The sequence below is a fragment of the Prevotella sp. ICM33 genome (genome assembly GCF_000517825.1).
GTDB lineage: Bacteria > Bacteroidota > Bacteroidia > Bacteroidales > Bacteroidaceae > Prevotella > Prevotella melaninogenica.
Map to the genome: position 1 here is coordinate 1 of NZ_JACD01000054.1, position 25,301 is coordinate 25,301.

Sequence of the window (25,301 nt, forward strand, 5' to 3'; positions counted from 1 at the left end):
AACAATCTGCTCGATAATAAAACAAAATATGTTTAGGCTCTAATGACCGAATTGGATTAAATGTTAATAATTGCATCCCTTTTAGCTGAAAATTTGTCGTTTTGATGCTCTGAAAGGGCTAAAAGCGTAATATTCAAGTTATATTATTTATACTTTAGGATAACAAATGGGTGTTGATTATCAGTAGTTTATGAATTTTATAGCCGATTTATGTTTATACAATCATCAGTTTTCTTTACTTTATGAATAATGATAACTAACTTTGCCAATAAAGAAATAATCAACAAAAATAAATTTTCAATAACTAAAAACAAGATTCACTATGAGAACAATCAGAGGTAATTTGTTCGCTATTGGACTACTCTTTTCTACGGCAATGGCGTTCACGGGATGTTCTACAGTTGATGACGGAAGTTTTACAGCACCGATAACGCTAAGTGAAAAGATTGGCGGTAAGTGGGTTGTTAATTCTGTTGTGCAGACTGATGAGGCGAATGCTCGTACAAAGACATTGACAGACCTACTCGATTTTGACACGTTTGTCATCAATCTAAACCAAGATGAGGCTGGTAATCCATCGACCTTCACGGTAGAAGGAAGTGCACCACTCTTGTTGCCTACAAGTGGCACATGGAAGATGGATTACAATTTCACAAAGAGTGATAACACGCCAAGTCGACTCCTTCTCAATGACGGAAAGGCTGAGACAGCACTCACTGTAACGGCTGTGCCGGGGAATACGAAGACACTGGAATATCGTTTGACACGCAAGACAAACGGCCAGCCTTTTGTCTCTTACACTTATAATCTGACACAGGCAGTTAAGTAATTTTGGAGTTTGGAGGTTATCAGTACTTTTTCTCTTGGGCTTATCAAAGTTTCAAAGTCTTCCTTTTGTAGGACTTTTCTATAAGTTACCATCTTACTTTATTACTTCCTAACTCCCCTAAAATAACAGAATCAATATGAAGAAGATATTATTTGCATTGATGTGCTTGTTCCCCTTGGCATTGTTTGCTGATGGTGTAGAACTACCGAAGGCACCAAAGTGCTGGACAGTTCCTGCTGTCTTCACGGCTGATGAAGAGGTTACTTTCTATTATGATTTGACCGATGTCGGCTTTCAGGAGGGTGTTGACCTCTATCTCTGGGCATGGCAGCCAACTGAGCCAGATGCTGGTCATGGTGGCAATTCATCTGACTTTGCGAAGTTGGAATACGTTGGTAACAACATCTATAAGAAGACAATGGTACCAACACAGTACTTTAACAGCGATATTTCAAAGTTTGAAGATGATGCGTGGCCAGGCTTTTGGCAACGTCTGAAGACGAAGGATGGTAGTATGTGGTCGGGTGTTTTCGCAGCTCCTGACAGCCGTTCTGAGTTCAAGGAGTTTAAGAAGTCGGGTGATGGAATCCGTTTCTTCAGTGGCAAGAAAGATAAGGGTTTCACCGATAAGTTCACCTTAGACGAGCCGTTGACAGTAGTTTTCAATCCTGATGTATATAAATTAGGTGAGAAGACATTGACAGAATTGGCAAAAGATGCCGACTTCGTAGAGTTTGCTGCACACTCAGGTTTGAACGATTGGACCGTACAACAGACCTTGGATGTATGGCGTCCTGCAGTGTTAGCAAAGACAGGTTTGAAGAAACTTTCTAATGGTTTGTACGTTTGGAATGTAGGTGTTCCAAGTGAATACTATGCTTATAACCCACAAGATGCAGGGCAGGCAGACAAGCCAACCATCCTTGCTGATCCCGATGAAAAGGCAGCTTTTCAGCTTGAAAATATGACTTATCTTATCGTAAAGGTCATTAAGGATGCTGCAGGAGCTAACCAGTGGGGTGTGAATAGTGGTGACCAAAAGCAAAAGGCAGGTACGGCTACTCCTTATCCAGACCCTGTTTTCTCTTATTTCCCAACACGTCTAAGCAGTAAGGACATCCTTACGTTGACGCGTGAATACAATGAGCGTACGGCTGGTGACTTGAAATATACTATCGTGGCAGGTACAAAGACGATTACTGGTACTATGCCTGGCGTGCGCGATAAGCGTGAGGCAACACTCGACTTGAACAAGGAGTTGCAGGGTGTGGAAGCTTCTGAGCTGAAGGTAACAGTAAAGGATCAGCACGATAAGACGGTTGTTACATCAACAATACCGCTCGTTGTGGCTGATTAATAACGGAAGAGGAGAGAATGATTCCTCGTCTTATTCAATCCATAAAAGCATTAAATTCTATGAAACTAACAATAAAAAATAAACTATCGGGACTCATCCTCTTTGCGTTGATGATGTTCTGTAGTCAGGTATCAGCACAGGACTTCACTGCTACTGGTACGGTATCTGATAGCGGTCATGAACCACTTATTGGCGCTTCGGTGAGTATTGTAGGCGGTAAAGTGGGTGCTATCACTGATATTGATGGTAATTTCACTATCCAGTGCCGACAAGGTGATATGCTCGAAATCACCTATGTAGGCTATACAAGTCGTAAGGTGCAGGCAGGAAAAGACCTAAAAGTCGTGATGGAAGAGGATGCCAAGACACTTGATGAGGTGACTATCGTGGGCGTCGGATACGGTAAGATGCGCAAGAGCGACCTTACGGGTGCCATTGCCTCAGTCAATTCTAAGGATATGAAACAGGGTGTTATCACCTCTACTGAGCAGTTGTTGCAAGGTAAGGTGGCTGGTCTTTCTATCGTACAAAGCTCTGGAGCTGTTGAGTCAGGTGCTTCTATCCGTCTTCGTGGTGGTACGTCTTTGTCGGCAAGTAATGGTCCGTTGGTTGTTGTAGATGGTATTCCAGGTGTTGATATCAACTCTGTTCAACCTTCAGAGATTGTCAGCATGGATATTCTTAAGGATGCCTCTGCTGCAGCTATCTATGGTTCTCGTGGTGCAAATGGTGTTATCATCATTACTACCAATCGTCAAGGCTCAGACACTGAGGTGAATACTATTCAGTATAATGGCTATGTTGCCTTAGCTTCTGCAGCCAAAACACTCGACTTACTATCGGCAAATCAGTGGCGTAGTTATGTTCGTTCAACAGGCAATATGAGTGCTTTAGACTTCGGAGCAAGTACCGACTGGCAGAAAGAACTTATGCGTACGGCTATCTCTCATGGGCATAATATCAACTTCTCATCGTCTAAGAAGAAGCATGGATATCGTGCCAGCTTCACTTATAACAACAATGAAGGTGTCATTAAGAACAATACTATGAACCGACTTGCTGGTTCTCTCTCTGCTTATCAGATTGGAATGAATGGTCGTTTACGCTTGGATGAGGGCATCAATACCAACTTTGACAGCTGGCATCCAGTCGATAACCGTATCTTTGAACGCATGACTAACCTTCAACCAACCTTCCCTGTCTATAATCAAGACGGCAGCTATGCTCAATTCAATGGTACAAACACAGAGAATCCTGTTGAGTTAAACAACAACAGAACTGAAGATCGCAAGCGTCATCGCTTCTTAGGCTACTTGAAGGCAGAGCTTTCTCTCCTCGAAGGATTGGTTGCTACGGTGAATACATCCTATGAATTCAACTCTGTTAAGTCGGGATTATACAAGCCTACTTACGCTCGAATGGAGGGACAGAGTGAGCATGGATGGGGTCAAAGAATCTATGATGACTATACAAATAAGCAGTTAGAACTTTACTTAACATACGATAAAAAGTTCGCAGACATCCACCATTTGAATCTTATGGGTGGTTATTCTTACCTCGATAACACCTATGAAGGCTTCAGCTCAACACGCTCTGGCTTCGATTCTGATGCTTTCGGATATAACAACTTAGGTGCAGGAACAGACCACAGACAGGGAGATGTGGGTTCTTATAAGGGTGAATCAAAACTCATTTCGTTCTTTGGTCGTGTGAACTACAGCCTAATGGACCGCTATATGCTTACTGCTACGCTGCGTAATGATGGTTCTTCTCGCTTCGGTCAGCACCATAAGTGGGGCGTATTCCCTTCTCTTTCTTTGGCTTGGCGTATCTCTGAAGAGCCTTTCATGGCTTCAACACGTGAGTGGCTCGACAACTTAAAGCTTCGTGCAGGCTTCGGTGTGACTGGTAATCAGAATGGTATTGGCGAATATAAGTCGCTTTCTATCCTCTCTGCAGCAGGTTCTGCCTACTATGATGGGACTACTGGAACATGGAAGAACTCCTACACACAGATTCAAAACCCTAACCCTGACCTTAAATGGGAGTCAACAGCACAGTGGAACCTTGGTGTTGACTTCTCTCTATACAATAGATTGAATGGTACGTTAGAACTTTACTATAAGAAGACTTCCGACCTCCTTTGGACTTATCCAGTGCCACAACCTCCATACCTTGTGGGTACGATGTTGGCGAATGTTGGTGACTTAGTGAACAAAGGATTTGAGCTTACTTTGGGTTATAAAGCAGTCCGCACGAAGGATTGGACACTTGATGCTAACCTCTCTCTTGCCTACAACCATCAAGAGATTACAAAGCTTTCTAACGACCAATATCAGGCAGTAGGACTTCAAGCAGGTCCATTGCACAGTGTTCGTGGTATGTCAAACACGTACGCACAGGTCATCAAAGAGGGCTTTCCAGCAGGTGCCTTCTGGGGTCCTCATTGCACAGGAATCTCAGACGACGGCAAGTATATGCTTGAGAAAGACGAGAATGGAAAGGTGAAGGAAGGCTATTTAGGCTCCGCAATGCCTAAGTGGAACCTTGGTCTTTCACTCAATGCAACATGGCGTGACTTCGATGCAAGCGTAGCTGCTTATGGTATGTTCGGACAGAAGGTACTGAATGTTAGCCGCATGGTGATGTATGATCCAACACGCTTCCCATCACAGAACACCCTCGACGACTTCATGAAGAGCGGTATTACTGATAATCCAACTTTCTCTGATTACTTCATAGAGAATGGTGATTTCTTCCGTCTACAGTCTATCACTTTGGGTTATTCTGTTCCGATGAATGCAGTGAAGAAGATGGGTCTTAGTCGTCTACGTTTCTATGTGACAGGCGAAAACCTCTTCTGTATTACAGGCTATAAGGGTATCGATCCAGAAGTAAGTGTACCAGATAACGTACTGAACTCACCTGGTATTGACTTCTTCAACAGTTACCCACGACCACGCACTTTCTCATTGGGTGTGAACATTGGCTTCTAATCTTACCGTAACATTCAACATTATAAGAACATAATTATTATGAAACGATTGAATATTAGCATATCAAATATCCTTCCAGGACGGAAGACTTGGTTAGGAGTAGGACTGCTCTTGGCAATGGCTTCCTGTACTGACCTTAACGAACAACTTTACGATAAGGTGTCGCAGGATGACTATGGCAAGACTTCTTCTGAGGTAGCAACTATCGTTGGAGGTGCTTACGCTACACTCCGAGGCTATGGTTCAGGTACTCCTGAGGGCGCAGGTATCATCTGTTATCCTACTTGTGAGTATGTATTCTTCACACAGGAGTGCTCAAGTGATGAGGCATGTATCCCAACCCGTGGTACAGACTGGTATGATGGTGGTCGCTATCAGCAGTTCCAACGCCACAACTGGGACGCTAAGAACTCTGGTATCCTCTCTGTTTGGCGATATAACTTCACTGGTGTTTCTAAGGTGAATGCCATCATCTATCAAGTAGAACAGAGTGGACTGACCACAGAGGATAAGCAGAAAGTGGAGGCAGAGTTGCGTGGCTTGCGTGCTTACTACTATTACAACCTGCTCGACTGCTTTGGAAACGTACCTGTTGTGACCGACTTCACACAGAAGGAACTCCCAACGAATACTCCGCGTAAGGATGTCTTTGCCTTCATTGAGAAGGAACTCAAGGAGATTATCCCACTCTTGCCTACTGGCATTACCTACGGTCGTTTTACCCAGAACGTAGCCAATACGCTCTTGGCACGACTCTATCTTAATGCCGAGGTGTTTACTGGTACGGCTCGTTGGCAGGACTGTCTTGATGCTTGTAATAAGGTTCAAGGCTATTCGCTGACTGCAAATTATAAGGCAAGTTTCGCTATTCAGAACGAGAAATCTCCTGAAATCATCTTCGCAATACCTTACGATCACAAGCAGGGAACCGTAGGTAACTATCTTGCAAGTATGACCTACCACTATAATCAGAAGTTAGCTTTCGACCCAGCTGGCGTTTATCAGTGGTGTGGTAATGGTATCTGCGCACAGCCTGGACTCTACTCATCATTCGATGCGAAGGATGTACGTCGCCAAAGTCTGCTCATCGGTCAGCAATACAGTGCTAAGGATGGTTCTGAAGTACTGATGGATGATGGCTCACCATTGAACTATACGGAGGAGATTGACAACTTCACCGATGCTGCTAAGAATGCTGGTGCACGTCTGAACAAGTACGAATGGAGTGCTAATGACTCTTGGGAGCGCGACAACGACTGGGTACTGATGCGCTATGCGGAGATTTTAATGATGCAAGCTGAGTGCAACTTCCGTTTGGGTTACACCTCAACAGCACTCACTTATATCAATCAGATTCGCAAGCGTGCAGGCCTTGACGACCTCACAACGCTCACCCTCGACGACCTTGACACAGAGTGGAAGCACGAGTTTGTATTTGAGAATCTGCGCCGTACAACCAACATCCGCTTTGGAACTTACTTCAAAGCGTGGTGGGAAAAGCCAGCCGATCCTGCCGATAAGCATACAGGTATCTATCCAATTCCACAAGAGGAGTTGAGCAAGAACCCTAACTTAAAGCAGAATCCTGGCTACGAAAGTTAATTTTTGATGGGTTTAGTGTTATAAAGATGCCCAATGGTACGGCAGGAATTTTAGGTCCATGCAGTTGCCATTGGGTTTTAAGGGCTTTATTAGAGAAGCTTTATACTGCTTGGAATAAGCTACTAACGCTTACGAAAACTGCCTCTTTTATGATGCAATAACCCATGTAATATCAAGTTAATAACATGACTTTCTCCTATAGAAAAGCTGTCTGTGGCAAATTACTTTCATGAAAAAAAATATTTTTCATCGTGAAAAGAAATATTTATTATCATGAAAAGAATTATTTATTATCATGAAAAGAATTCTTTTTCTTCATGAAAATAATTCGGAGAAGATGACTTTTTATACTATTAGAGTTTACCTTTATGGTATTTAAAGTTTATCTTTGTGCTAACGAAAGGGCATCTTTTTCAAAGCAATAGAAAGTAGGGTAGAGGTGGCAACGTAATAAGTAAAAAATTACCTATACCTACTTAAAGAATAGGAAGGTCAGCTAAGAGAACAATAGACAAGATGAAGTTGAAATTAGTATTTACATTTGCAGCTGTCTCAGGATTGCTTTTTGCGTCTTGTGCAGACAGCTATGAGGGTGCACCTAAGAAGCCTGAAGGCAGTCAGCAGACTACGCAAGTCGTGCCTGTTGCCGTTACGAAGTCAAACACCATGCAGGTGTATGCACATTATATGCCTTGGTTTGAAACGACCACATCCAACCCTAAGAACGAAGGAAAGTGGGGTTACCACTGGACAATGAAGAACTGTGACCCTAACAAAACCGATGCTAACGGCAAAAGACAGATAGCTTCACACTATTATCCACAGACGGGTCCTTATGCAAGTGGCGATGAGGCTGTGTTGGATTATCAGTGTTTGCTGATGAAATATGCCGGCTTAGACGGTGTAATGGTCGACTGGTATGGCGTTAATAGTGATAATTCTATCGCCTTACATAAGTCGAATACTGAAGCACTCTTCCGTGCTTTGAAACGTGCAGGGCTCAAGATGAGTGTCGTTTATGAAGACAGAACACTCGAAGGAGTGACAGATAAGGTTGGAACAGTACGTCAGGACTTACGTTATTTAGCTGAGAACTTCTTTAAAGATGATAGTTATGTGAAGGTTGAGGGTCGTCCATTGTTATTAGACTTCGGTCCTATTCAGATGGAATTGCCAAAAGACTGGTATCGTAGTTTCTCTATCCTCACTACAAAACCAATGTTCCTTGTACTGGAAGGAAAGATGGGTAGTGTCAATAATGCTACTTATTCAGACAATGCACAAGGTGTTTATACATGGGTGAATCCTAATCCTAACTATGCTATAGCTAAGGATTATAAGTGCTTTGTAGGCGGTGCTATGCCTGGTTTCTGGGACTATTACAAAGAAGGTGAGGGCGGTACAGGTTATCAAACCTATAATGCTGAGAACGGAGCGTTGTTCCAGCGACAGCTTGATGCAGCCCGACAGGCAGGTCTGAAGTATCTGCAAATAAGCACATGGAACGACTATGGCGAGGGAACTACTATCGAACCAACATTAGAGTATGGGTATAAATACCTCCTCATGTTGCAGAAGTTCACAGGTGTAAGCTATCAACAAGCCGACTTAGAACTTATCTATCGCTGGTATCAAGCACGTGTTGCACAACCTAATAACGCGAAGGTAAAGGAGGCATATAACGCCCTTGTACAATTGAAGACAGGTGAGGCGAAAGCCTTACTTGATGCTGTTAATGGTAAGAATTAATATTATTAAAATCTCAATAAATGAAAACAGAACGTTTTAAAAATCTCTTTTTAGTGCTGTGCTTTGCACTTCTTCCAATGGCAATGATGGCAAAGCAGGAAGCTACGGTAAGTTCACCTTCGGGCAATCTGACGCTGACAGTGGGTGTTGATAATGCTGGACGACCTTATTATTCTTTGCGTCGTGGTGGGGAGGTAATCCTTCTCCCTTCATCTTTGGGAATGAAACTGAAAGATGGAAGTCTTGATAGTGACTTCCGTGTTGTGGCTTTTGCAAGAGCTACAAAGGACGAAACGTGGCGCCAACCATGGGGAGAAGAAGTCGATGTGCGCAACCATTATAACGAGTTGACTATGAAGTTGGCACAGAAGAAAGGACTGCAGCGACAGCTGAATATCGTCTTCCGTGTCTTTGACGATGGTATGGGCTTCCGTTATGTATTCCCAGAGCAAAAGCAGTTGAAGGACTTTGTCATCACAGATGAGGCTACAGAATTCTGCTTTAAGGGCGATCCAGAGGCATGGACATTGCCTTATGATGCTGGTTACTATGAGGGACTGTGGACAAAGGACCACTTGAGTAAGAAGGGAAAGGTATGCACTCCTGTTACTATCGAGGCGAAACCAGACCTTTATATGATGCTTCACGAGGCAAATCTGACAGACTATTCTTCGCTGAATGTTAAGCCTGTAGAGACAAAAGATGGTAACGTAAGATTGAAGGCTGAGTTGGTTCCATGGTCAAATGGCGACTTGGTACGTGCAAAAGCTCCTTTCGTTAGTCCTTGGCGTATGTTGTCAGTGGAGAATAAGGCGGGTGGTTTGGTTACAAACCGTGTCATGTTGAACCTTAACGACCCTTGTAAGATTAAGGATACATCATGGATTACAACAGGAAAGTATGTTGGTGTATGGTGGTCTTACCACATGCAGACAGCGACTTGGGCTATAGGTCCTAAGCATGGTGCTACAACCGAGAATACAAAACGCTATATTGATTTTGCTGCACAGCATGGTTTCAAAGGCGTATTGGTTGAAGGTTGGAACTATGGATGGGAAAACGACTGGGGTAAGGAAGGTGATAAATTCAACTTCACAAAGGCTTATCCTGATTATGACTTTGAGGGATTGCAGAAGTATGCACTGTCAAAGGGTGTCTCACTCATCGCTCACAACGAGACAGGTGGTGCTGCAAAGAACTATGAGAACCAGTTGGAAGAAGCCTTCTCTCTCTATGAGAAGATGGGCATCAAGGCTGTTAAGACGGGTTATGTCAATAATCTAATGGACGATAAGGAGCACCAGCACTCTCAATATGGTGTGCGTCACTATCGCAAGGTGATAGAGGCTGCAGCCCGCCACCACATTATGGTGGTTAATCATGAGCCTGCTATGCCAACCGGTTTACAGCGTACTTATCCAAACCTTATCGCCAGTGAGGGTGTAAGAGGACAAGAGTGGAATGCTTGGGATGGCAATGGTGGTAACCCTCCTTACCATCTTTGTGTACTTCCTTTCACTCGTCAGTTGGCTGGACCGATAGACTTTACACCAGGTATCTTTAACCTTGAAGGTAGGGTTTATCCTAATACGCATCCGCACACAACACTTGCTAAGCAGTTGGCTGAGTATGTTGTTATTTATACTCCATGGCAGATGGCAGCCGACGAAATCGAAAACTACAAGGATCAGCCAGCCTTTGCTTTCATCGAGGCAATGCCTTCTAACTGGCAAAAGACTGTGATTCCTATGGCGGAGATAGGTAAGTATATCGTTACTGCACGTAAGGATCGCGATAGTGAGAACTGGTTTGTTGGAGGTATGAGTGACGAGAATGCACGTGATATCAAGTTGAAACTCGGCTTTCTTTCACCCGGTACAAGTTACAAGGCTATCATCTATAAGGATGGTCCTGACGCTGAATACGATAAGAATCCTTATTCTATGACGATCGAACAGCAGGTGGTTAACAACGAAACAGTACTCAACTTGCACTTAGCAAAGAGTGGTGGCTTTGCTATCCAGTTGGTTTGTTTGAAGTAAGATAACTTTTTTAAAGATGATTATCAAGCCTTTACGATTGTCTGTCTGGGCTTGGTAATCATCTTTTCTTTTGTACTATTGGGTAAATGTCTACCCTTATGAAGTGGGGCTTTAACGCCTTACGATACCTCTTATCATGCCAATCATGATTCTCTATAACGCTTTTCTTTCTCTATGTTGATATCCCGCACATATGGTGCGGATGGTTAGCACGAGTGGTGCGGGGCGTTAGCACCAATGGTGCGGAGGCTTAAACACGATGTAATACGTTGTTAGTATAGTTATTGTATAGCATAGAAAGAGTAGGAAAGAATCCTATTTTAAGTTGTTCTTTTTTACCTTCAGAACTTGTTTTATTAGAATATTTTCGTTAGTTTTGCATTGTATAATGCGTACATAGATTAGATAGTAAAACACTACTGGTTAGGTGATTGATAATGATTTTATTGATGTTGTTTGTTGTAATGGGAAACAACTTTGTATTACATCTATATCATCTTTGCAGCCGTAAAAACATAGAGAATATGAAAATTAATAGGTTAATCGTTACTTTGGGTATGATGGCTATTGCCATAACCGCACATGGTCAGACCTCAACAATATCGGGTGTATTACTCGATTCTTTGACCCATGAGGGCGAACCATACGCCACTATCAGAGTCTACAAAGGTAAGAAAAGCGAGACACCGGTGGCTATGTCGGTGACAGAAAAGGACGGAAAGTTCTCTCAAAAGGTAACAGGACAAGGTAACTATCTTATTTCCTTCACTTCAATGGGACGTAAAGAGATTCTGCGTAGGGTACAACTTACGGAGGCAGGTGGCATTATTGACCTCGGAAACCTCCTTGTACAAGATGATACAAAGCAGCTGAAAGGGGTTGAAGTCGTGGCTCAGAAACCGCTTGTAAAGATGGAAACTGACAAGATGACCTACGATGTTCAGAGTGACAACGATGTTAAGACGAACACCGTACTTGATATGTTGCGTAAGGTTCCGATGGTAACAGTGGACGGACAGGACAATATCACCGTCAATGGACAAGGTTCCTTCAAGGTCTATGTGGACGGAAAACCTAACGTAATGTTCTCTTCCAATCCCTCACAGATATTCAAGGCGATGCCTGCTTCGGCTGTGAAATCAATCGAGGTAGTCACAAACCCCGGTGCAAAATATGATGCAGAAGGTGTCGGTGGTGTACTGAATATCGTCATGAATAATGCTGATGGAAAGGCTAAAACGAAGTTGAACGGATACAACGGTAGTATTGCTGCCACCATAAGCAACAAGGGATATCGTGGTTCAACCTTCTTGAGTGGACAACAAGGAAAGCTCACTTACAGTGCTAACCTGATGGTTTCAAAAGGTAAGGCAGGCGGAACAGAAACAGAGATGCGCCGTACTTCATCTGATGGGTCACGTATGGACTATTGGCAGAGGGGTAATACCAATTTTAATTTCACGATGGGTAATATTAGCTTAGGCTATGAACTCGACTCTATGAGTAATATTGGTGCTACCTTCGGGTTGACTGGTCACACGATGAAAAACGATGGACACCCTACGACAACCTTCTCTGGTGGAAGCTACGGAACTGGTTTCACGTATGGCAACCAGATGACGATGGAGAATAAGAGTACGTCGTTTAACGGAAGTGTTGACTATCAACGTTTCTTCAATAAGGCACGTACAAGTAGCTTGACATTGAGTTATCTCTTCACTACTTCTCCTGCTGAGAGTAATAACCGACGCACTTATGACGTGCTTCCAACAGGTGTGACGATTCCTTTATCCGACCTTTATTCAACAGCAAAGACACGTGGAACGGAGCATACTGTGCAGGTTGACTTTACGACTCCATTAGGAAAAGGACAAACATTGAGTACTGGTTTGAAGTTTATCTCTCATCGCAACTCGTCAGACTCTAAGTTCTATGACATCACAGGAGGTACAGAGGTCTATAATGCAGCTAACAGTGTGGACTATAAGAACACACAGAGTATCTTGGCAGAGTATGCTGAGTACAGTGCAACGATGGGTAAGTTGGGTGCAAAGGCAGGCTTACGTTATGAACATACGTGGGAGAAGGTGAACTTTATCGTTGGTTCTGGTTCCGACTTTAAGAAGAATTATGGAAGTCTTGTTCCCTCTGCCAGCTTCAGTTATAATATCTCTGGAGGAGTCAATTTAGGTTTGAATTATAACATGCGCATCAGCCGTCCGGGTGTTAGCTACCTCAATCCGTATGTCGATCGGTCTAATCCTACGGTCTTGAGTTACGGTAATCCAAACTTGTCAGTAGAGAAGAGTCACAACGTTAGCTTAGTATTCAATTACTTTACACCGAAGTTTATGATGAATATGACGCTTGGTGAGACCTTTGCCAACAACCAGATTGAGCAGTATTCATTTATGAACGGAACAGTGCTGAACACAACTTATGGCAATATCGTGCGTAGTCGTTGGACTAACTTCAGCACCTTTATGAACTATGCAGTCACCCCTAAGACACGTATTATGCTCAATGGAGGAGTTGACTATGGAGATATTCGTTCAGAACAGTTGGGCGAACACAACTTTGGATGGCAAGCAAGCGCATTCTTAGGCGTACAGCAAACCTTCCCATGGAAGCTGAATTGGAGTGTGTTTATGGGTGGACTGACAAAGAAACGTTCATTGCAGGGATATAACGGAGGCTTTAATATGTTTACGTCAACCCTTTCAAAGAGTTTCATCAAGGACAAACTCAACCTCAGTTTGATGTATTTCGTACCGCTGACAGGAAAGATGCATATCAAGCAATACAGCCATGGTGCTAACTTCGAGAACCACATGAATATCACGATACCAGCACAACACGTGGCATTAACCATCACTTGGAATTTTGGAAATACTAAGAAGCAGTTCCAAACACATGAGAGTAAGATTTCAAATGACTTCCAAGAGAAGAAGAATGACCAGCAAATGAATGGTGTTGGAATGGGTGCTGGCACTGGTATGTAGTCCTATTTCCGAATTATTTTCATGAAAATAAATATTTCTTCTCATGAAGAAAAATATTTCTTATCGTGAAAATAATTCTTTTTGTTCATGAAAAGAATTCGTAGTTGCGGTCTTTCTGTAGGATAAGCATACGTAGAATGTTGGTTCCCCATATGTTTATCCTACGTAAAAAGAGCATAAAAAAGAAGCGATATCAAGGTGTTTTTGATATCGCTTTTTCCTTTCCTTGTATCTTATAAATGTTTGTTTGTAAGCCTGTTAGTTGTCACACAAGTTTGTGTCACACAAGTTTGTGTGATACAAACTTGTGTGATTGCTATTTTATTACTATATTTGCAGTCGTAAGACAAGCTAAAACTGTAATCGTTATGTGCAAGAAATTTGTTTATGGAGTAGCTGTTTCCGATTATAACTTCATAGGAAGAGAAGTGGAAACAAACCGATTGATGAATAATTTCAGAGGTGGTATCAATACCATTCTGATGTCTCCTCGTCGACTGGGAAAGACCTCCTTGGTGATGCGTGTGTGTGAAAAGCTGAAGTCAGAAGATATTATAACGATTTATTTAGACATCTTTGGTTGTAAGAGCGAATATGACTTTTACAACCGTTTGGCATCAGAAGTACTGAAGCAGACGGCATCAAAGCAGAGTATGTGGCTCGAGGAGGCAAAGGAGTTCTTGTATAGACTTACGCCAAAGATATCATTTAGTCCCGAACCGAACAGTGATTTTGCTATTTCTTTGGGTATAACTCCGAAGACACATACGCCAGAAGAAGTGCTTGAGATGGCTGAAAAAATTGCCATAAAGAAAGGAAAGCAGATTGTTGTCTGTATTGATGAGTTCCAACAGATAGGTGAAATGACCGATAGCAAGCATGTACAGGCACGATTAAGGAGTGTATGGCAACATCAGAAGCACGTATCTTACTGTCTTTTCGGTAGTAAGCATCACTTGATGAGTAGCATTTTCCTACACCGCAGTATGCCTTTCTATCAGTTTGGCGACTTGATAGTGCTCGACAAGATACCATCGGCTGAGTGGGTGGAGTATATTGTCAGTCATTTTGCAGATGGTAAGAGGACTATCAGTTCAGCCCTTGCGGAGGAGATATGCAGCTTTACCGACAACTATTCAGCCTACGTTCAGCAGTTATCTTGGCTCGTTTATACACAGAAGGAAGAAGGAGAGACAGTGGATGAAACCGATATCAAGCAGGCAACAGACGACCTTTTAGCAACGAATGAGGTACTCTTTATGCAGATGGTTGAACCCCTCTCGGAGTATCAACTTAACTTTCTGCGTGCCTTATGCTCTGGTGTAACGAAAGACTTTGGACTTGCAAAGATACGAGAGAAATATCAATTGGGTAGTTACTCGAATATCAACCGATTGCAGAAAGCACTCTTTGAGCGTGACTTGATAGAAAAGCGTGGGACGGAGTTGGCTATTACTGACCCTGTTTTTGCCAAGTGGTTCCAACGAAAAATGATGTTTTAAAGATCTTAGAAGGCATAAAATAAAAGGCGTCAAGTCAATAGTTTTTATCGTATTACATACTTTTCTTATACGAAGAAACTATTGACTTGACGCCTTTAATTGGCTTTATTATAGTCTTATTCCTTATCCATAGTGTAGCATTACTCCGTTATCATCTTACGTGATATGCGTAGGAGGATGGCAAAGAAGATAACTGCAGTGATGAAACCAGCGATGGCATCAATGAGATAATGCGCTTGAATATAAACAGTGGCACAGCAAAGCAGAAGATAGAAAGGTGCAAGGATAGCCAGAAGTTTATAGTTGCGATCGTGCCAAAGGAGCAACATACAGATGGTGCTGACACCAACGTGTGAGCTTGGGAAGGCTGCAGTAGGACGCTCGCCAGCAGCTTTAGCATCCTCAACGAGGTGATAGAAGATGCCATCAGTGTATCCTGGGCTTGGTAAACACTCCTGATGATGGTTGAAGTAGTCGTGAACATTAGGGAAGATACCCGCTGTCACGTTCTGTAAACCAATTGCCTTGTAATAGAAGGTAGGTCCTGTTACAGGCACGAAGATGAATACGATGTAATAAATAAAGAAGGAAGAGAGGATGATAAAGGTAGCTCTGTTAAACTCCTTATAGTACCACCCGAAGTAATAAACAGCTGTTGCAGCTATCATAGGATAGTAGGCAGCATAGCCCATGTCGAACAACTCGCTAAAGATAGGACCCGGCAAAGCCTTTGAGAAGAGTAGGGCTGGCTGACAACCAAAGAGGTCTTGCTCCCATTGAGCAAATAGATGGTCGAGGTTGGGCAGGTGTCTATTGATTTCAAAGGTGTCTGGATACCACCAAGCAAGTAGTCCTAACTGTACGCCAACACGTAGGAAACGAGTCGCCCTACAGGGAGCTAAGCGATAAACCACCCACATAGCAGCCGTCAAAGCGACGATGCGTAAACGCCCGAAGATCATTGCCTGCGGGTTATTTATGGTGGTGTACATAAAGAAGATGACGATGAGGGTCAGCACCAAGTAAGCCATTACCACCCATTCGTATGCCATAAGACCCTTTACGGGCTTCTTTTCTAATTTGAATAAGTCTATGATGAATTGTTTCATTGTTTTGTTGTTATTGGGCTTATTAGGCCTATTAGCCTTATTAGCCTAATTGGGCCAATAAGGCTAATAATAATAAGCTAAATTACAGCCAGCCTTCTTTTTTATACCATTCAATAGTCTCTTTCACACCTCGTTGGAGGTCATATTCAGGCTTATAGCCTAACTCTTCAATCGCAGGGCGGATGTTACAACGCCAGTTACGCTGCTTTAGAATCTGGTATTTGTCGTTGTTTAAAGCCGAAATCTTACCTGTAGCATGTCCGATAAAGTCGCCAAAGAACGTGACAACACGCAATACCCATATCGGAGCTGTGATGCGAATCCACCAAGGACGGCCTAACTCCTCGTGGATAAGGTCGCTGAAGGTAGTACTCTGATAGACCTTTCCATCGCTTAGGAAGTAGGCACTGCCTATCTTTCCGTGGTCAAGTGCAAGGAAGGTAGCCTGCACCACGTCCTTAACATATACAAAGGTAATATCCTGCTGCTTATAACCAACAGCAAAGTCGCTATGCCCCTTGATGCTCTTTGCCATCAGGAAGTAATCCTTCTCACGTGGTCCATACACGCCAGTTGGGCGCAAGATGATATAAGGGAAGGACGAAGGCAACAACTGTTCAGCCTCTAACTTACTCTTACCGTAAGCCGTGTTAGGTCGAGGAGTGTCTGTTGGCTCAATCTCCTTATAAGGTTGTTGCTCTCTGATAGCACCGAAGATGCTAAGGCTTGAGAGGAAAACGAAACGCTCCAAAGGCTGATTAAGTTCCTGCAGCGCCTGTACGAAGTTGCGCGTACCATCTCGATTGACACGGAAGAAATCCTCTTTGTTCAAGCATTTTGTTACACCAGCGGCATGAACAACATAGTCGAACTGATGTCCAGAGAGCTGTTCTTTTAGTTTATCGACAGATGAGAAGTCTAATTCTATGAAATGAATACGCTCATCTTGTAGGTATTCTCGTGAGGAAGTACGTCGTACTACCGCCCAAGTTTCCATACCTCTGCGCAGTGCTTCCTCCACAATAAAGGAGCCAATGAAGCCCGATGCGCCTGTTATAAGTATCTTTTTCATTAAAAATTTCGTTGCAAACGTTTGCAAAGATACAAACTTTTTCGTTACTTTGTGGAAAATAACAAAACTCAAGTTTCGGTTTTTAGATGTTTTGTATGTAATGAACAGCATTGCAACTAAGTATCAAACCGTTTTGTCTCGGTCTACCGGACATGTGCTACGGCTATTTCGGACAACTTGTCCGAAGCCTCCGGACAATAATGTTCGATGGCTTTTAGGATTGCTTAGGATAACCTTTACTTGAGTTCAAAACAACTAATTCCACTATGAGGAAAGAAAAGAAAAGCAGCAAGCGATTGACCAAGAAGCAGCTTGCAGAGAAACTCATGAGTTTCTTTCAGACACAACCCGAAGAGACATTTAGCTTTAAACAGATATTTCATGCACTCAAACTTACCACCCATCCAGCCAAAATGTTGGCGATAGATGTGATGGAGGAATTGGCGTGGGACGACTTCCTTTCTAAGGTTGGAGAGAGTGCTTACACGTTGAATACCAAAGGACAGGTGCAGGAAGGTACCTTTATTCGTAAGGCGAATGGTAAGAATACATTCCTGCCAGAGGATGGTGGTACACCAGTCTTTGTCTCTGAGCGTAATTCTATGGCGGCTTTGAATGGCGACCAAGTGAGAGTTCAGTTCATGGCACGCCGTCAGAATCATATAAAAGAGGCAATGGTCATCGCGATACTGCAACGGAAGAAAGACACCTTCGTTGGAAGGTTGCGTGTCGAGAAGGACATTGCCTTCCTTGTAACACAGGAGAATCTCTTTATTCATGACATCCTTATTCCTAAGAAGAAACTAAAGGGAGGAAAGACAGATGACCGTGCTTTGGTGAAGATTACCAAGTGGCCTGATGCCGACCATAAGAACCTTGTGGGCGAAGTGGTGGACGTCTTGGGTGAAGCAGGGGATAATGATGTGGAGATGAATACCATCCTTGCTCAGTATGGCTTGCCTTATAAGTATCCTAAACGTGTCGAGGATGCTGCCGAGAAGATAAGTGCTGAGATTACAGCACAGGACTATGCGGAACGTGAAGACTTCCGTGACGTGTGGACTTGTACGATTGATCCACGTGATGCGAAGGACTTTGACGATGCACTTTCTATCCGAAAGTTAGAGAGTGGACTGTGGGAAGTGGGTGTACATATCGCTGACGTGTCGCATTATGTCAAGGAAGGAGATATTATCGACCGTGAAGCGCAACAGCGTGCGACGTCAGTTTATCTTGTAGACCGCACTATCCCGATGCTTCCCGAGCGCCTTTGTAACTTCATCTGTTCGCTCCGTCCAGATGAAGAGAAGCTTGCTTTCAGTTGTATATTCAACCTTGACGATGAAGCAAACGTAAAGGCTTACCGCATTGTGCACACGGTTATCAAGTCAAACCGTCGTTATGCTTACGAAGAGGCACAGCAAATATTAGAAGACAATGGTGTTGTTGATGGTACAGGCGAGCCTGCTCCAGACCCAGGAAAGGCTGGATATAAGGGCGAGAATGCCGAACAAATCATTACACTCGACCGTCTTGCAAAGTTGATTCGTGGTCGTCGTATGAAGGCAGGAAGCGTGAAGTTCGATTCAGAAGAACTCCACTTCGACATTGATGAGAAGGGTAAGCCAATCCGTTGTTACTTTAAGCGCTCAAAGGATGCCAACAAGTTGATTGAAGAGTTTATGCTCTTAGCTAATAAGACAGTAGCAGAAAGCGTCGGAATCGTGAAGAAAGGCAAGAAAGCAAAGACCCTTCCTTATCGTGTTCATGACAATCCTGACCCGCAGAAGTTCGAGAACTTGCGTGAATTTACAGCCAAGTTCGGTTATAAACTCAAGTCTGCAAGTACGAAGGGAGCTACTGCTCGGGCATTGAACAAGCTGATGGACGAGGTACAAGGCAAACGTGAAGAGAAGGTGATTCAGACGATTGCACTCCGTTCGATGATGAAAGCGAAGTATACTACGCATAACATCGGTCACTTCGGACTTGCTTTTGATTATTACACCCACTTTACCTCGCCTATTCGTCGATATCCAGACACGATGGTTCATCGCTTGATAACACGCTACCAGAACGGTGGTCGATCGGCTAATAAGGAACATTACGAGGAGCTTTGTGAGCATTGTTCAGACATGGAACTCGTTGCACAGAATGCAGAACGCGACTCTATCAAGTATAAGATGGTTGAGTTCATGAGCGAGCATATCGGTGAATGCTATGATGCACACATATCTGGTATTCAGAGTTTCGGTATCTATGCGGAGATAGATGAGAACCATTGCGAGGGTATGATACCAATGCGTGACCTCGATGATGACTATTACGACTTCGATGAGAAGAACTATTGTCTTGTTGGTCGTCGTCGTCACCACGTTTATCAGCTTGGTGATCCTATCCGCATTCAGGTGGCTAAGGCCGATTTAGAGCGTAGACAGCTCGACTTCGCACTTGATGATGGTCGCCCATTAAAGACTAAGCAGACCGCTGCAGAGTATGCTGTAAATAGGAAGAACGACCGAAAGAGCAGCAAGCGTGGTAGCAAGAGCCGCAGAAGAAAGTAGTTATCAAGGTGAGACGAAAGATATTCTTTTCACACAAAGAGGAACTATGGAACTCATGGAGTCATAGTGGAGGAATCGTACTGGGCGTAGTGTTCGGTACGATTTTCCTTGTTTGGTGTTCTAAGGAGCGGTCTGGTTGGGCAACAGCGGGTGTGATATTATATCTTGTCGGGATGCTTTTCAGCTATATCACATCGACCGTCTATCATGCCCTCTCTGCTCATTCTGTATGGAAAGAACGGTTGCGAAAGTGGGACCATGCCGCTATTTATTGGCATATAGCAGGTTCTTATTCTCCCATAACACTGATAGCCTTGCGCAATCAAGGTGCTTGGGGCTGGGGTTTGTTTGCTTTTGTATGGTTCTGTGCAATACTTGGCACCATCTCATCTTTCCGAAAGTTGCGTGACCATAGTAACTTAGAAACATTGACATTCATCGGTATGGGGCTATCAGTATTGGTTGCCTTCAAACCATTAGTCGATGCTTTAAAAACGCAATCGCTCGTCTGGATCTTTGCAGAAGGAGTCATGTATATTACTGGTGCACTGTTTTATTCGCTCAACAAGCGTAAGTATATGCACACAGTATTCCACTTCTTTGTCCTTGCAGGTAGCATTTGTCATATTATAGCTGTGTGGGGAATCCTAATGGAATACCTATGATTTGTATTCATATAAACACAAAAAGAAATGTTGAAACGTAGTTTCTTGCTCTCTATAATACTCATTCTTGCAGTCGTGAATACACAGGCGCAGGAACGACAATACACTCGTCTGAAAGGCTATTATCGTGTCTATCAGGCAACAAACTCCATGCTTAGCTATTTTATTGACGGTATGATGGAGTTTTATATACCGCTTTCTGACACTGCTACTGAGGCTTCAGAAGGGAAGAAAGGATCGCCTTTTGTTGAACGAAAGTTTCTTGGTGAACGTCGTCGTAAGGCTCCGAAAGCCAATGGCGATGATACCTTTGTGCGCATTTCACTCCCTAACTTGGAACGACAGACGCTCCTTAATAGTATTGACAGCGAGGAATACTCCACTCGCAACAATGGAGATGTGTACCGATGGGCTGATAAATGCGGTAAGATAAGCAAGGAAAAGCGGAAGATTAATGGGAAGACAGAGGTCGTGACAACCCTTGAGATGGACGAACTTGTCGGACAACCAAAGCACGAAATAGACATGAGTCAGCTGCGTATGTATGGTATCGTGGCTCGGATGACTCAGTATGATGAGAGCGAGAGTTACCTCTCTAACAATCTTCTCCTTGCCTCACAGAAGCATCAAACCTTCTTTGCTCACTACCGTGGAGAGGATGATGACGAGCGAATTGACGTCTGGAGTGAGTTCTATGTATCAGACCGTATGACTATCACTGATAGTGAACTCAAACGTATTAAGAAAGAGAAGAACAGCGTTTGGACCTTCTCTATCCCTGCTGTTGTCCCACCATTAGACAAGGAAGTGGCTGAGGATTGGACTAAGATGGTGGAGTATTGAGCAAGAGAGGATGTTAAGGAGTTAAGGAGTGAAAGGGAGTGAAAGGAGTTAAGACAAATGTTCTATAGTTAACTTTGCGATTGTTTTTAGTACTGGTTATGGGATAATGCAGCATTATCAAGAACCAAGTGCAAGACAGAAACGGTAATATTGGATTGAAGAATGAAGAAAAGTATCTTTGTATTCTTGACATGTTTAGTGTTAGTAAGCTGTGGGCAGCAACGGAGTAACATCTCTTTTCCAGAAGAGAAGTTCACACTCGACTTGTGTCTTCCTACTACCCCAGTGAAGGATCAAGGGTCGAGTTCGCTCTGCTGGGTCTATGGTATGCTTGCAACCCTTGAGACAGAGCATATTATGCGGGGTGATTCTGTAAACTTAAGTCCTGACTATGTGGCACGTATGTACCTTAGTGAGCAGGCAAATCGTCGTCGTTTACTCCCTAATAAGGTCGTTCAAAAGGAGGCTGGTATCACAACGCGTGGTATGTGTACTATGGCACTCGACCTTATACAAACCTACGGTTTGCAGCATTATGATGCCTATCGTCATAAGCCAGATATGGACTATAACGTTCTTTGTCGTAAGTTGGATAAGGGCAATGATGCGGAGAAACTATTGGATAAGTATATCGGACCGCTACCAAATCAGGTCTTTATGTTAGGCGCATTATACACTCCATTAGAGTTTGCACATAGCGTATGCACTGATGATGAGTACATAGCATTAACGAGTTTCACACATCATCCATACGGACAACGCTTCCCTTTGGAAGTACCTGATAATTACTTTCATGACACTTTCCTCAATGTCCCACTCGACACGATGATGAACCGCATTGTTCAGAGTTTACGTTCAGGACATCCTGTGTGCTGGGAAGGCGACACCTCAGAGCCCGGTTTCTTATTTGGAAATGGCTTTGCTGTGTTGAAACATGAAGACAAAAAGGTGACAGCAGAGCGTCGGCAGGCTTCTTTTGAGGCGCGTCGCACAACGGATGATCACGTTATGGAAATCGTTGGATTGGCCCACGACCAGCACGGCCGTCGCTTCTTCCTCTGCAAAAATAGCTGGGGAACAGCCAATCGCTACCATGGTTTTATGTTCTTAAGTGAGAACTATGTGCGCATGAAGACCATTGCCGTGGTGCTTCGAGCTATTTAAGACGAATACAATACAAGGTGATAGGGACTGAGCACTCAGCCCCTATTTTTGTTTCTATACCCATGAGAGTAGCCCTACTAAGACTAAACAGCCACAGAATAAGCCTAATGCGTCCTAAGTATCAACTCACCTCCTGCCTGCATCACAGGGACCTCAACCTCCGAAGAATACTCCTTATAATTAAACTCTCCATCTGGTAGACGATACAAACTAAGCTTACTGTCTTCCTCAGCAGCACATGAGATCTGCACCGTCTGACTATGTGTATTCTTCAGTTTCACGGGTTGGTAAAACATTAGATAACCTCTTTCTCCATTAACCCCATTCGGTATTTGTCTCTCTATACCATACCTGACTTTATTACAAATGGCAAAGCTATCCTTCTCGTTAATAGTTCCATTCGTTTCTATCCTTACCTTCACAAGCTGCTTGCGAGGGATCAATATGTTCTGCTCATACACCTGTCCTTTTTGTAAACGACCTGGCACTATATATTCCCAATAGAAGAGCTTCTTCTCTCTCAACGGACGTACTGCTGTGATATCAGTAGGTAATAGATACACTTTATCATCCAACTTACTCAAATCCAACGTCATCTGTAGAGAGTACCAGGTGGCTACTCCAGCTGAATCAGTGGTCAAAGACTTTAATTCTTTGTCGTTTAAGTTGAAAAACATTATGTAGTTACCATCCTTATCCGTCGTTGCTTTGGCCTTATGATAAACCTTAGAAGAATAAGGATTATATATAATCATATAATCCAACTTTATTTCTATGTTAGGAATTGGCTGTCCGTCTGGCGTTTTAGCAACCCCTTTAATAATCAAACTCTTCGCATCAGGCCTATCAATAAAGTCATCTTCTTCAGAATGACAGCTTGCCAATAGCAACATAACTACTGGTAAAGCAAGTAGATACAATAATACCTTCTTCATAATCTATTCATTTTTAGTTTTAAGTTAAGTCGTTTTTAGATATCATAGCTTTAATATGATACCATCCTTCTATATTGATTTCGATTTCACAAAGGTATGTAATATTTGAAAAACAAGCAAGAAGCTTGCTTGTAAAAATATGATTTTAAGGATTTATACACCATGAAGGGTAGTGGAAGTATGCGTATTAACAAATCCTATCCACAATAATAAGCGGTCAAACATTGCAAGGCTTATAATTTATTTTCATGAAAATAATTCTTTTTCTTCATGAAAATAAATATTTCTTTTCACGTAAATAATTATTTTTCTTCATGAAAATAATTCGCAGAAGGTGAACTCTACTACTGCTTTATTCCCACTTATGCAGGCTGTTTTCATGTGATTTAAAATTAAAAAGGGGGCATATTTGCCCCCAATATCTTCTATCGTCAGTTGTTTGAAACCTACTTTATAAGTAGCTGACGCGCAAACTCCCAAATGACAATACCAGTTGTTACACTTACGTTCAGTGAGTGTTTGGTGCCGAATTGTGGAATTTCAAGACAGCCGTCGCTCATATCCACGACACTCTGCTTTACACCTTTCACCTCATTACCCATGACGATAGCGTAGCGAGGTGTTGGGTGTTGGGTGTTGGGTGTTGGGTGTTGATGGTTTGTTGGGTGCTGTGTGTTGAGGTCTTGTAGCTTTGTTGAGCCTTCTACCTGTTCTACGCTATACACGAATACGCCTTTACGATGGAGTTCTTCGATGGCATCCTCTGTACGTTCAAAATAACGCCAGTCAACTGAGTCCTCACCACCAAGTGCCGTCTTATGAATCTCTGCGTTAGGAGGTGTGGCGGTAATACCGCATAGATAGACAGCTTCCACACGGAAAGCATCAGCCGAACGGAAGACACTTCCCACATTATGTAACGACCGCACATCGTCTAATACAACGATGAGTGGCAGTTTATCAGCTTCCTTGAACTCCTCAAGGGAAAGCCTATTCATCTCGATTGTGCGTAGTTTTCTCATAAAGGAAAGTCCCCACCCGACCTCCCCGAAAGGGGAGGAGTCTTAGCTTGTAGAACCCCATTTAACTTCCCCTAAGGGGGAGGAGTCTTAGCTTGTGAAGTTCCACCTAACCTCACCGAAGGGAGGAATATTAGCTTGTAGAACCCCACTTAACTTCCCCTAAGGGGGAGGAGTCTTAGCTTGTGAAGTTCCACCTAACCTATCCGAAGGGAGGATTATTAGCTTGTAGAACCCTACTTAACTTCCCCTAAGGGGAGGAGTCTTAGCTTGTGTGTGGGTTATAGTTGTATAATATTATTATAGAATAAGGGATATATGCTAAATGTTATAGAAACCTCAACAAAGCAAACCTATATTATTCGCCCTTTGTTATCTGCACTCCCCTCCCTTCGGAGGGGTTGGGGGAGGCTCCTCTTACTGCAAACTAAACCCTACAGCATATGCCTTAATCTTTGTCACCATAGACAGCAAGCCATTGCTACGTGTAGGTGAGAGATGCTGGCGGAGACCTATTTGATCAATGAAATAGAGGTCAGCATCGATAATCTCTTGTGGAGTATGATTACTCAATACACGTATCAGAAGGGCAATGATTCCCTTTGTGATGAGTGCATCAGAGTCAGCAGTGAAGATAAGTTTACCATCTACGTTGTCACACTGTAGCCATACACGGCTCTGACAACCATCAATAAGGTTCTGCTCGTTCTTATACTGCTCCTCTAATGGCTCCAACTCGTTACCCAAGTCAATGAGCATTTGGTATTTATCCATCCAATCAGTGAAGTCTTCAAACTCACCAATTACCGCATCTTGTGCTTCGTTTATTGTCATAATTGCCTTATTTTAAT

The 25,301-nt window shown here is 43.1% G+C and carries 17 protein-coding genes; 12 read left to right on the forward strand and 5 right to left on the reverse strand.

The genetic code is table 11. The features are described 5' to 3' along the window. Positions 1 to 322 precede the first annotated feature (322 nt). The 8 genes from HMPREF1505_RS06230 to HMPREF1505_RS06265 all read left to right on the forward strand — a co-directional run bounded on the left by HMPREF1505_RS06230 (position 323) and on the right by HMPREF1505_RS06265 (position 15,079). Positions 323 to 829, forward strand: a complete 507-nt coding sequence (locus tag HMPREF1505_RS06230; RefSeq protein ID WP_004358977.1) for a DUF5004 domain-containing protein — start codon at positions 323 to 325, stop codon at positions 827 to 829. A gap of 136 nt (positions 830 to 965) precedes the next feature. Continuing rightward, complete coding sequence (locus HMPREF1505_RS06235; protein WP_036923759.1) at positions 966 to 2,186, forward strand: hypothetical protein; 1,221 nt, start codon at positions 966 to 968, stop codon at positions 2,184 to 2,186. A 59-nt stretch (positions 2,187 to 2,245) separates the two neighbouring features. Next, positions 2,246 to 5,182 (forward strand): TonB-dependent receptor, encoded by a 2,937-nt coding sequence (locus tag HMPREF1505_RS06240; RefSeq protein ID WP_036923760.1) that lies wholly within the window; start codon positions 2,246 to 2,248, stop codon positions 5,180 to 5,182. 39 nt (positions 5,183 to 5,221) lie between these two features. Further along, complete coding sequence (locus tag HMPREF1505_RS06245) at positions 5,222 to 6,784, forward strand: RagB/SusD family nutrient uptake outer membrane protein (protein WP_036923761.1); 1,563 nt, start codon at positions 5,222 to 5,224, stop codon at positions 6,782 to 6,784. Between the two features lie 516 nt (positions 6,785 to 7,300). Further along, complete coding sequence (locus HMPREF1505_RS06250) at positions 7,301 to 8,533, forward strand: glycoside hydrolase family 71/99-like protein (RefSeq protein WP_036923762.1); 1,233 nt, start codon at positions 7,301 to 7,303, stop codon at positions 8,531 to 8,533. A gap of 20 nt (positions 8,534 to 8,553) precedes the next feature. Then, positions 8,554 to 10,575 carry a glycoside hydrolase family 97 protein gene (locus tag HMPREF1505_RS06255; protein ID WP_036923763.1) on the forward strand — a complete coding sequence of 674 codons (2,022 nt, stop codon included), beginning with the start codon at positions 8,554 to 8,556 and terminating at the stop codon, positions 10,573 to 10,575. A gap of 524 nt (positions 10,576 to 11,099) precedes the next feature. Next, the gene (locus tag HMPREF1505_RS06260; RefSeq protein ID WP_036923764.1) at positions 11,100 to 13,577 is read left to right on the forward strand and encodes a TonB-dependent receptor domain-containing protein; all 2,478 of its coding nucleotides are present in this window, start codon (positions 11,100 to 11,102) and stop codon (positions 13,575 to 13,577) included. A gap of 368 nt (positions 13,578 to 13,945) precedes the next feature. Continuing rightward, positions 13,946 to 15,079, forward strand: coding sequence for an ATP-binding protein (locus HMPREF1505_RS06265; protein ID WP_036923765.1), 1,134 nt, complete (start codon positions 13,946 to 13,948; stop codon positions 15,077 to 15,079). A gap of 140 nt (positions 15,080 to 15,219) precedes the next feature. Here HMPREF1505_RS06265 and HMPREF1505_RS06270 read toward each other — a convergent pair whose 3' ends face one another. Together HMPREF1505_RS06270 and HMPREF1505_RS06275 are read right to left on the reverse strand one after the other, a co-directional pair. Continuing rightward, on the reverse strand, positions 15,220 to 16,188 hold the full coding sequence (locus tag HMPREF1505_RS06270; RefSeq protein ID WP_036923766.1) for a phosphatase PAP2 family protein: 969 nt from the start codon (positions 16,186 to 16,188) through the stop codon (positions 15,220 to 15,222). Positions 16,189 to 16,270: 82 nt separating this feature from the next. Then, positions 16,271 to 17,260, reverse strand: coding sequence for an NAD(P)-dependent oxidoreductase (locus tag HMPREF1505_RS06275; RefSeq protein ID WP_036923767.1), 990 nt, complete (start codon positions 17,258 to 17,260; stop codon positions 16,271 to 16,273). 266 nt (positions 17,261 to 17,526) lie between these two features. Here HMPREF1505_RS06275 and rnr point away from each other — a divergent pair, with 266 nt between their 5' ends. The 4 genes from rnr to HMPREF1505_RS06295 all read left to right on the forward strand — a co-directional run bounded on the left by rnr (position 17,527) and on the right by HMPREF1505_RS06295 (position 22,496). Continuing rightward, complete coding sequence (rnr, locus tag HMPREF1505_RS06280) at positions 17,527 to 19,824, forward strand: ribonuclease R (RefSeq protein ID WP_036923768.1); 2,298 nt, start codon at positions 17,527 to 17,529, stop codon at positions 19,822 to 19,824. Between the two features lie 8 nt (positions 19,825 to 19,832). After that, a complete protein-coding gene (locus tag HMPREF1505_RS06285) occupies positions 19,833 to 20,489 on the forward strand; it encodes a hemolysin III family protein (protein WP_036923769.1) in 657 nt (218 codons plus the stop codon). A 27-nt stretch (positions 20,490 to 20,516) separates the two neighbouring features. Next, positions 20,517 to 21,332, forward strand: a complete 816-nt coding sequence (locus HMPREF1505_RS06290; protein WP_036923770.1) for a hypothetical protein — start codon at positions 20,517 to 20,519, stop codon at positions 21,330 to 21,332. 162 nt (positions 21,333 to 21,494) lie between these two features. After that, positions 21,495 to 22,496: a C1 family peptidase gene (locus HMPREF1505_RS06295; RefSeq protein WP_036923771.1), complete on the forward strand. Its 1,002-nt coding sequence runs from the start codon at positions 21,495 to 21,497 to the stop codon at positions 22,494 to 22,496. A 104-nt stretch (positions 22,497 to 22,600) separates the two neighbouring features. On the opposite strand, the gene HMPREF1505_RS06300 is transcribed toward HMPREF1505_RS06295, so the two are convergent. The 3 genes from HMPREF1505_RS06300 to HMPREF1505_RS06310 all read right to left on the reverse strand — a co-directional run bounded on the left by HMPREF1505_RS06300 (position 22,601) and on the right by HMPREF1505_RS06310 (position 25,284). Next, positions 22,601 to 23,431, reverse strand: a complete 831-nt coding sequence (locus HMPREF1505_RS06300; protein WP_036923772.1) for a hypothetical protein — start codon at positions 23,429 to 23,431, stop codon at positions 22,601 to 22,603. A gap of 446 nt (positions 23,432 to 23,877) precedes the next feature. After that, a complete protein-coding gene (locus HMPREF1505_RS06305; protein ID WP_036923773.1) occupies positions 23,878 to 24,453 on the reverse strand; it encodes an RNA methyltransferase in 576 nt (191 codons plus the stop codon). A 414-nt stretch (positions 24,454 to 24,867) separates the two neighbouring features. Further along, positions 24,868 to 25,284: a SufE family protein gene (locus HMPREF1505_RS06310; RefSeq protein WP_036923774.1), complete on the reverse strand. Its 417-nt coding sequence runs from the start codon at positions 25,282 to 25,284 to the stop codon at positions 24,868 to 24,870. Between the last annotated feature and the right edge of the window lie 17 nt (positions 25,285 to 25,301).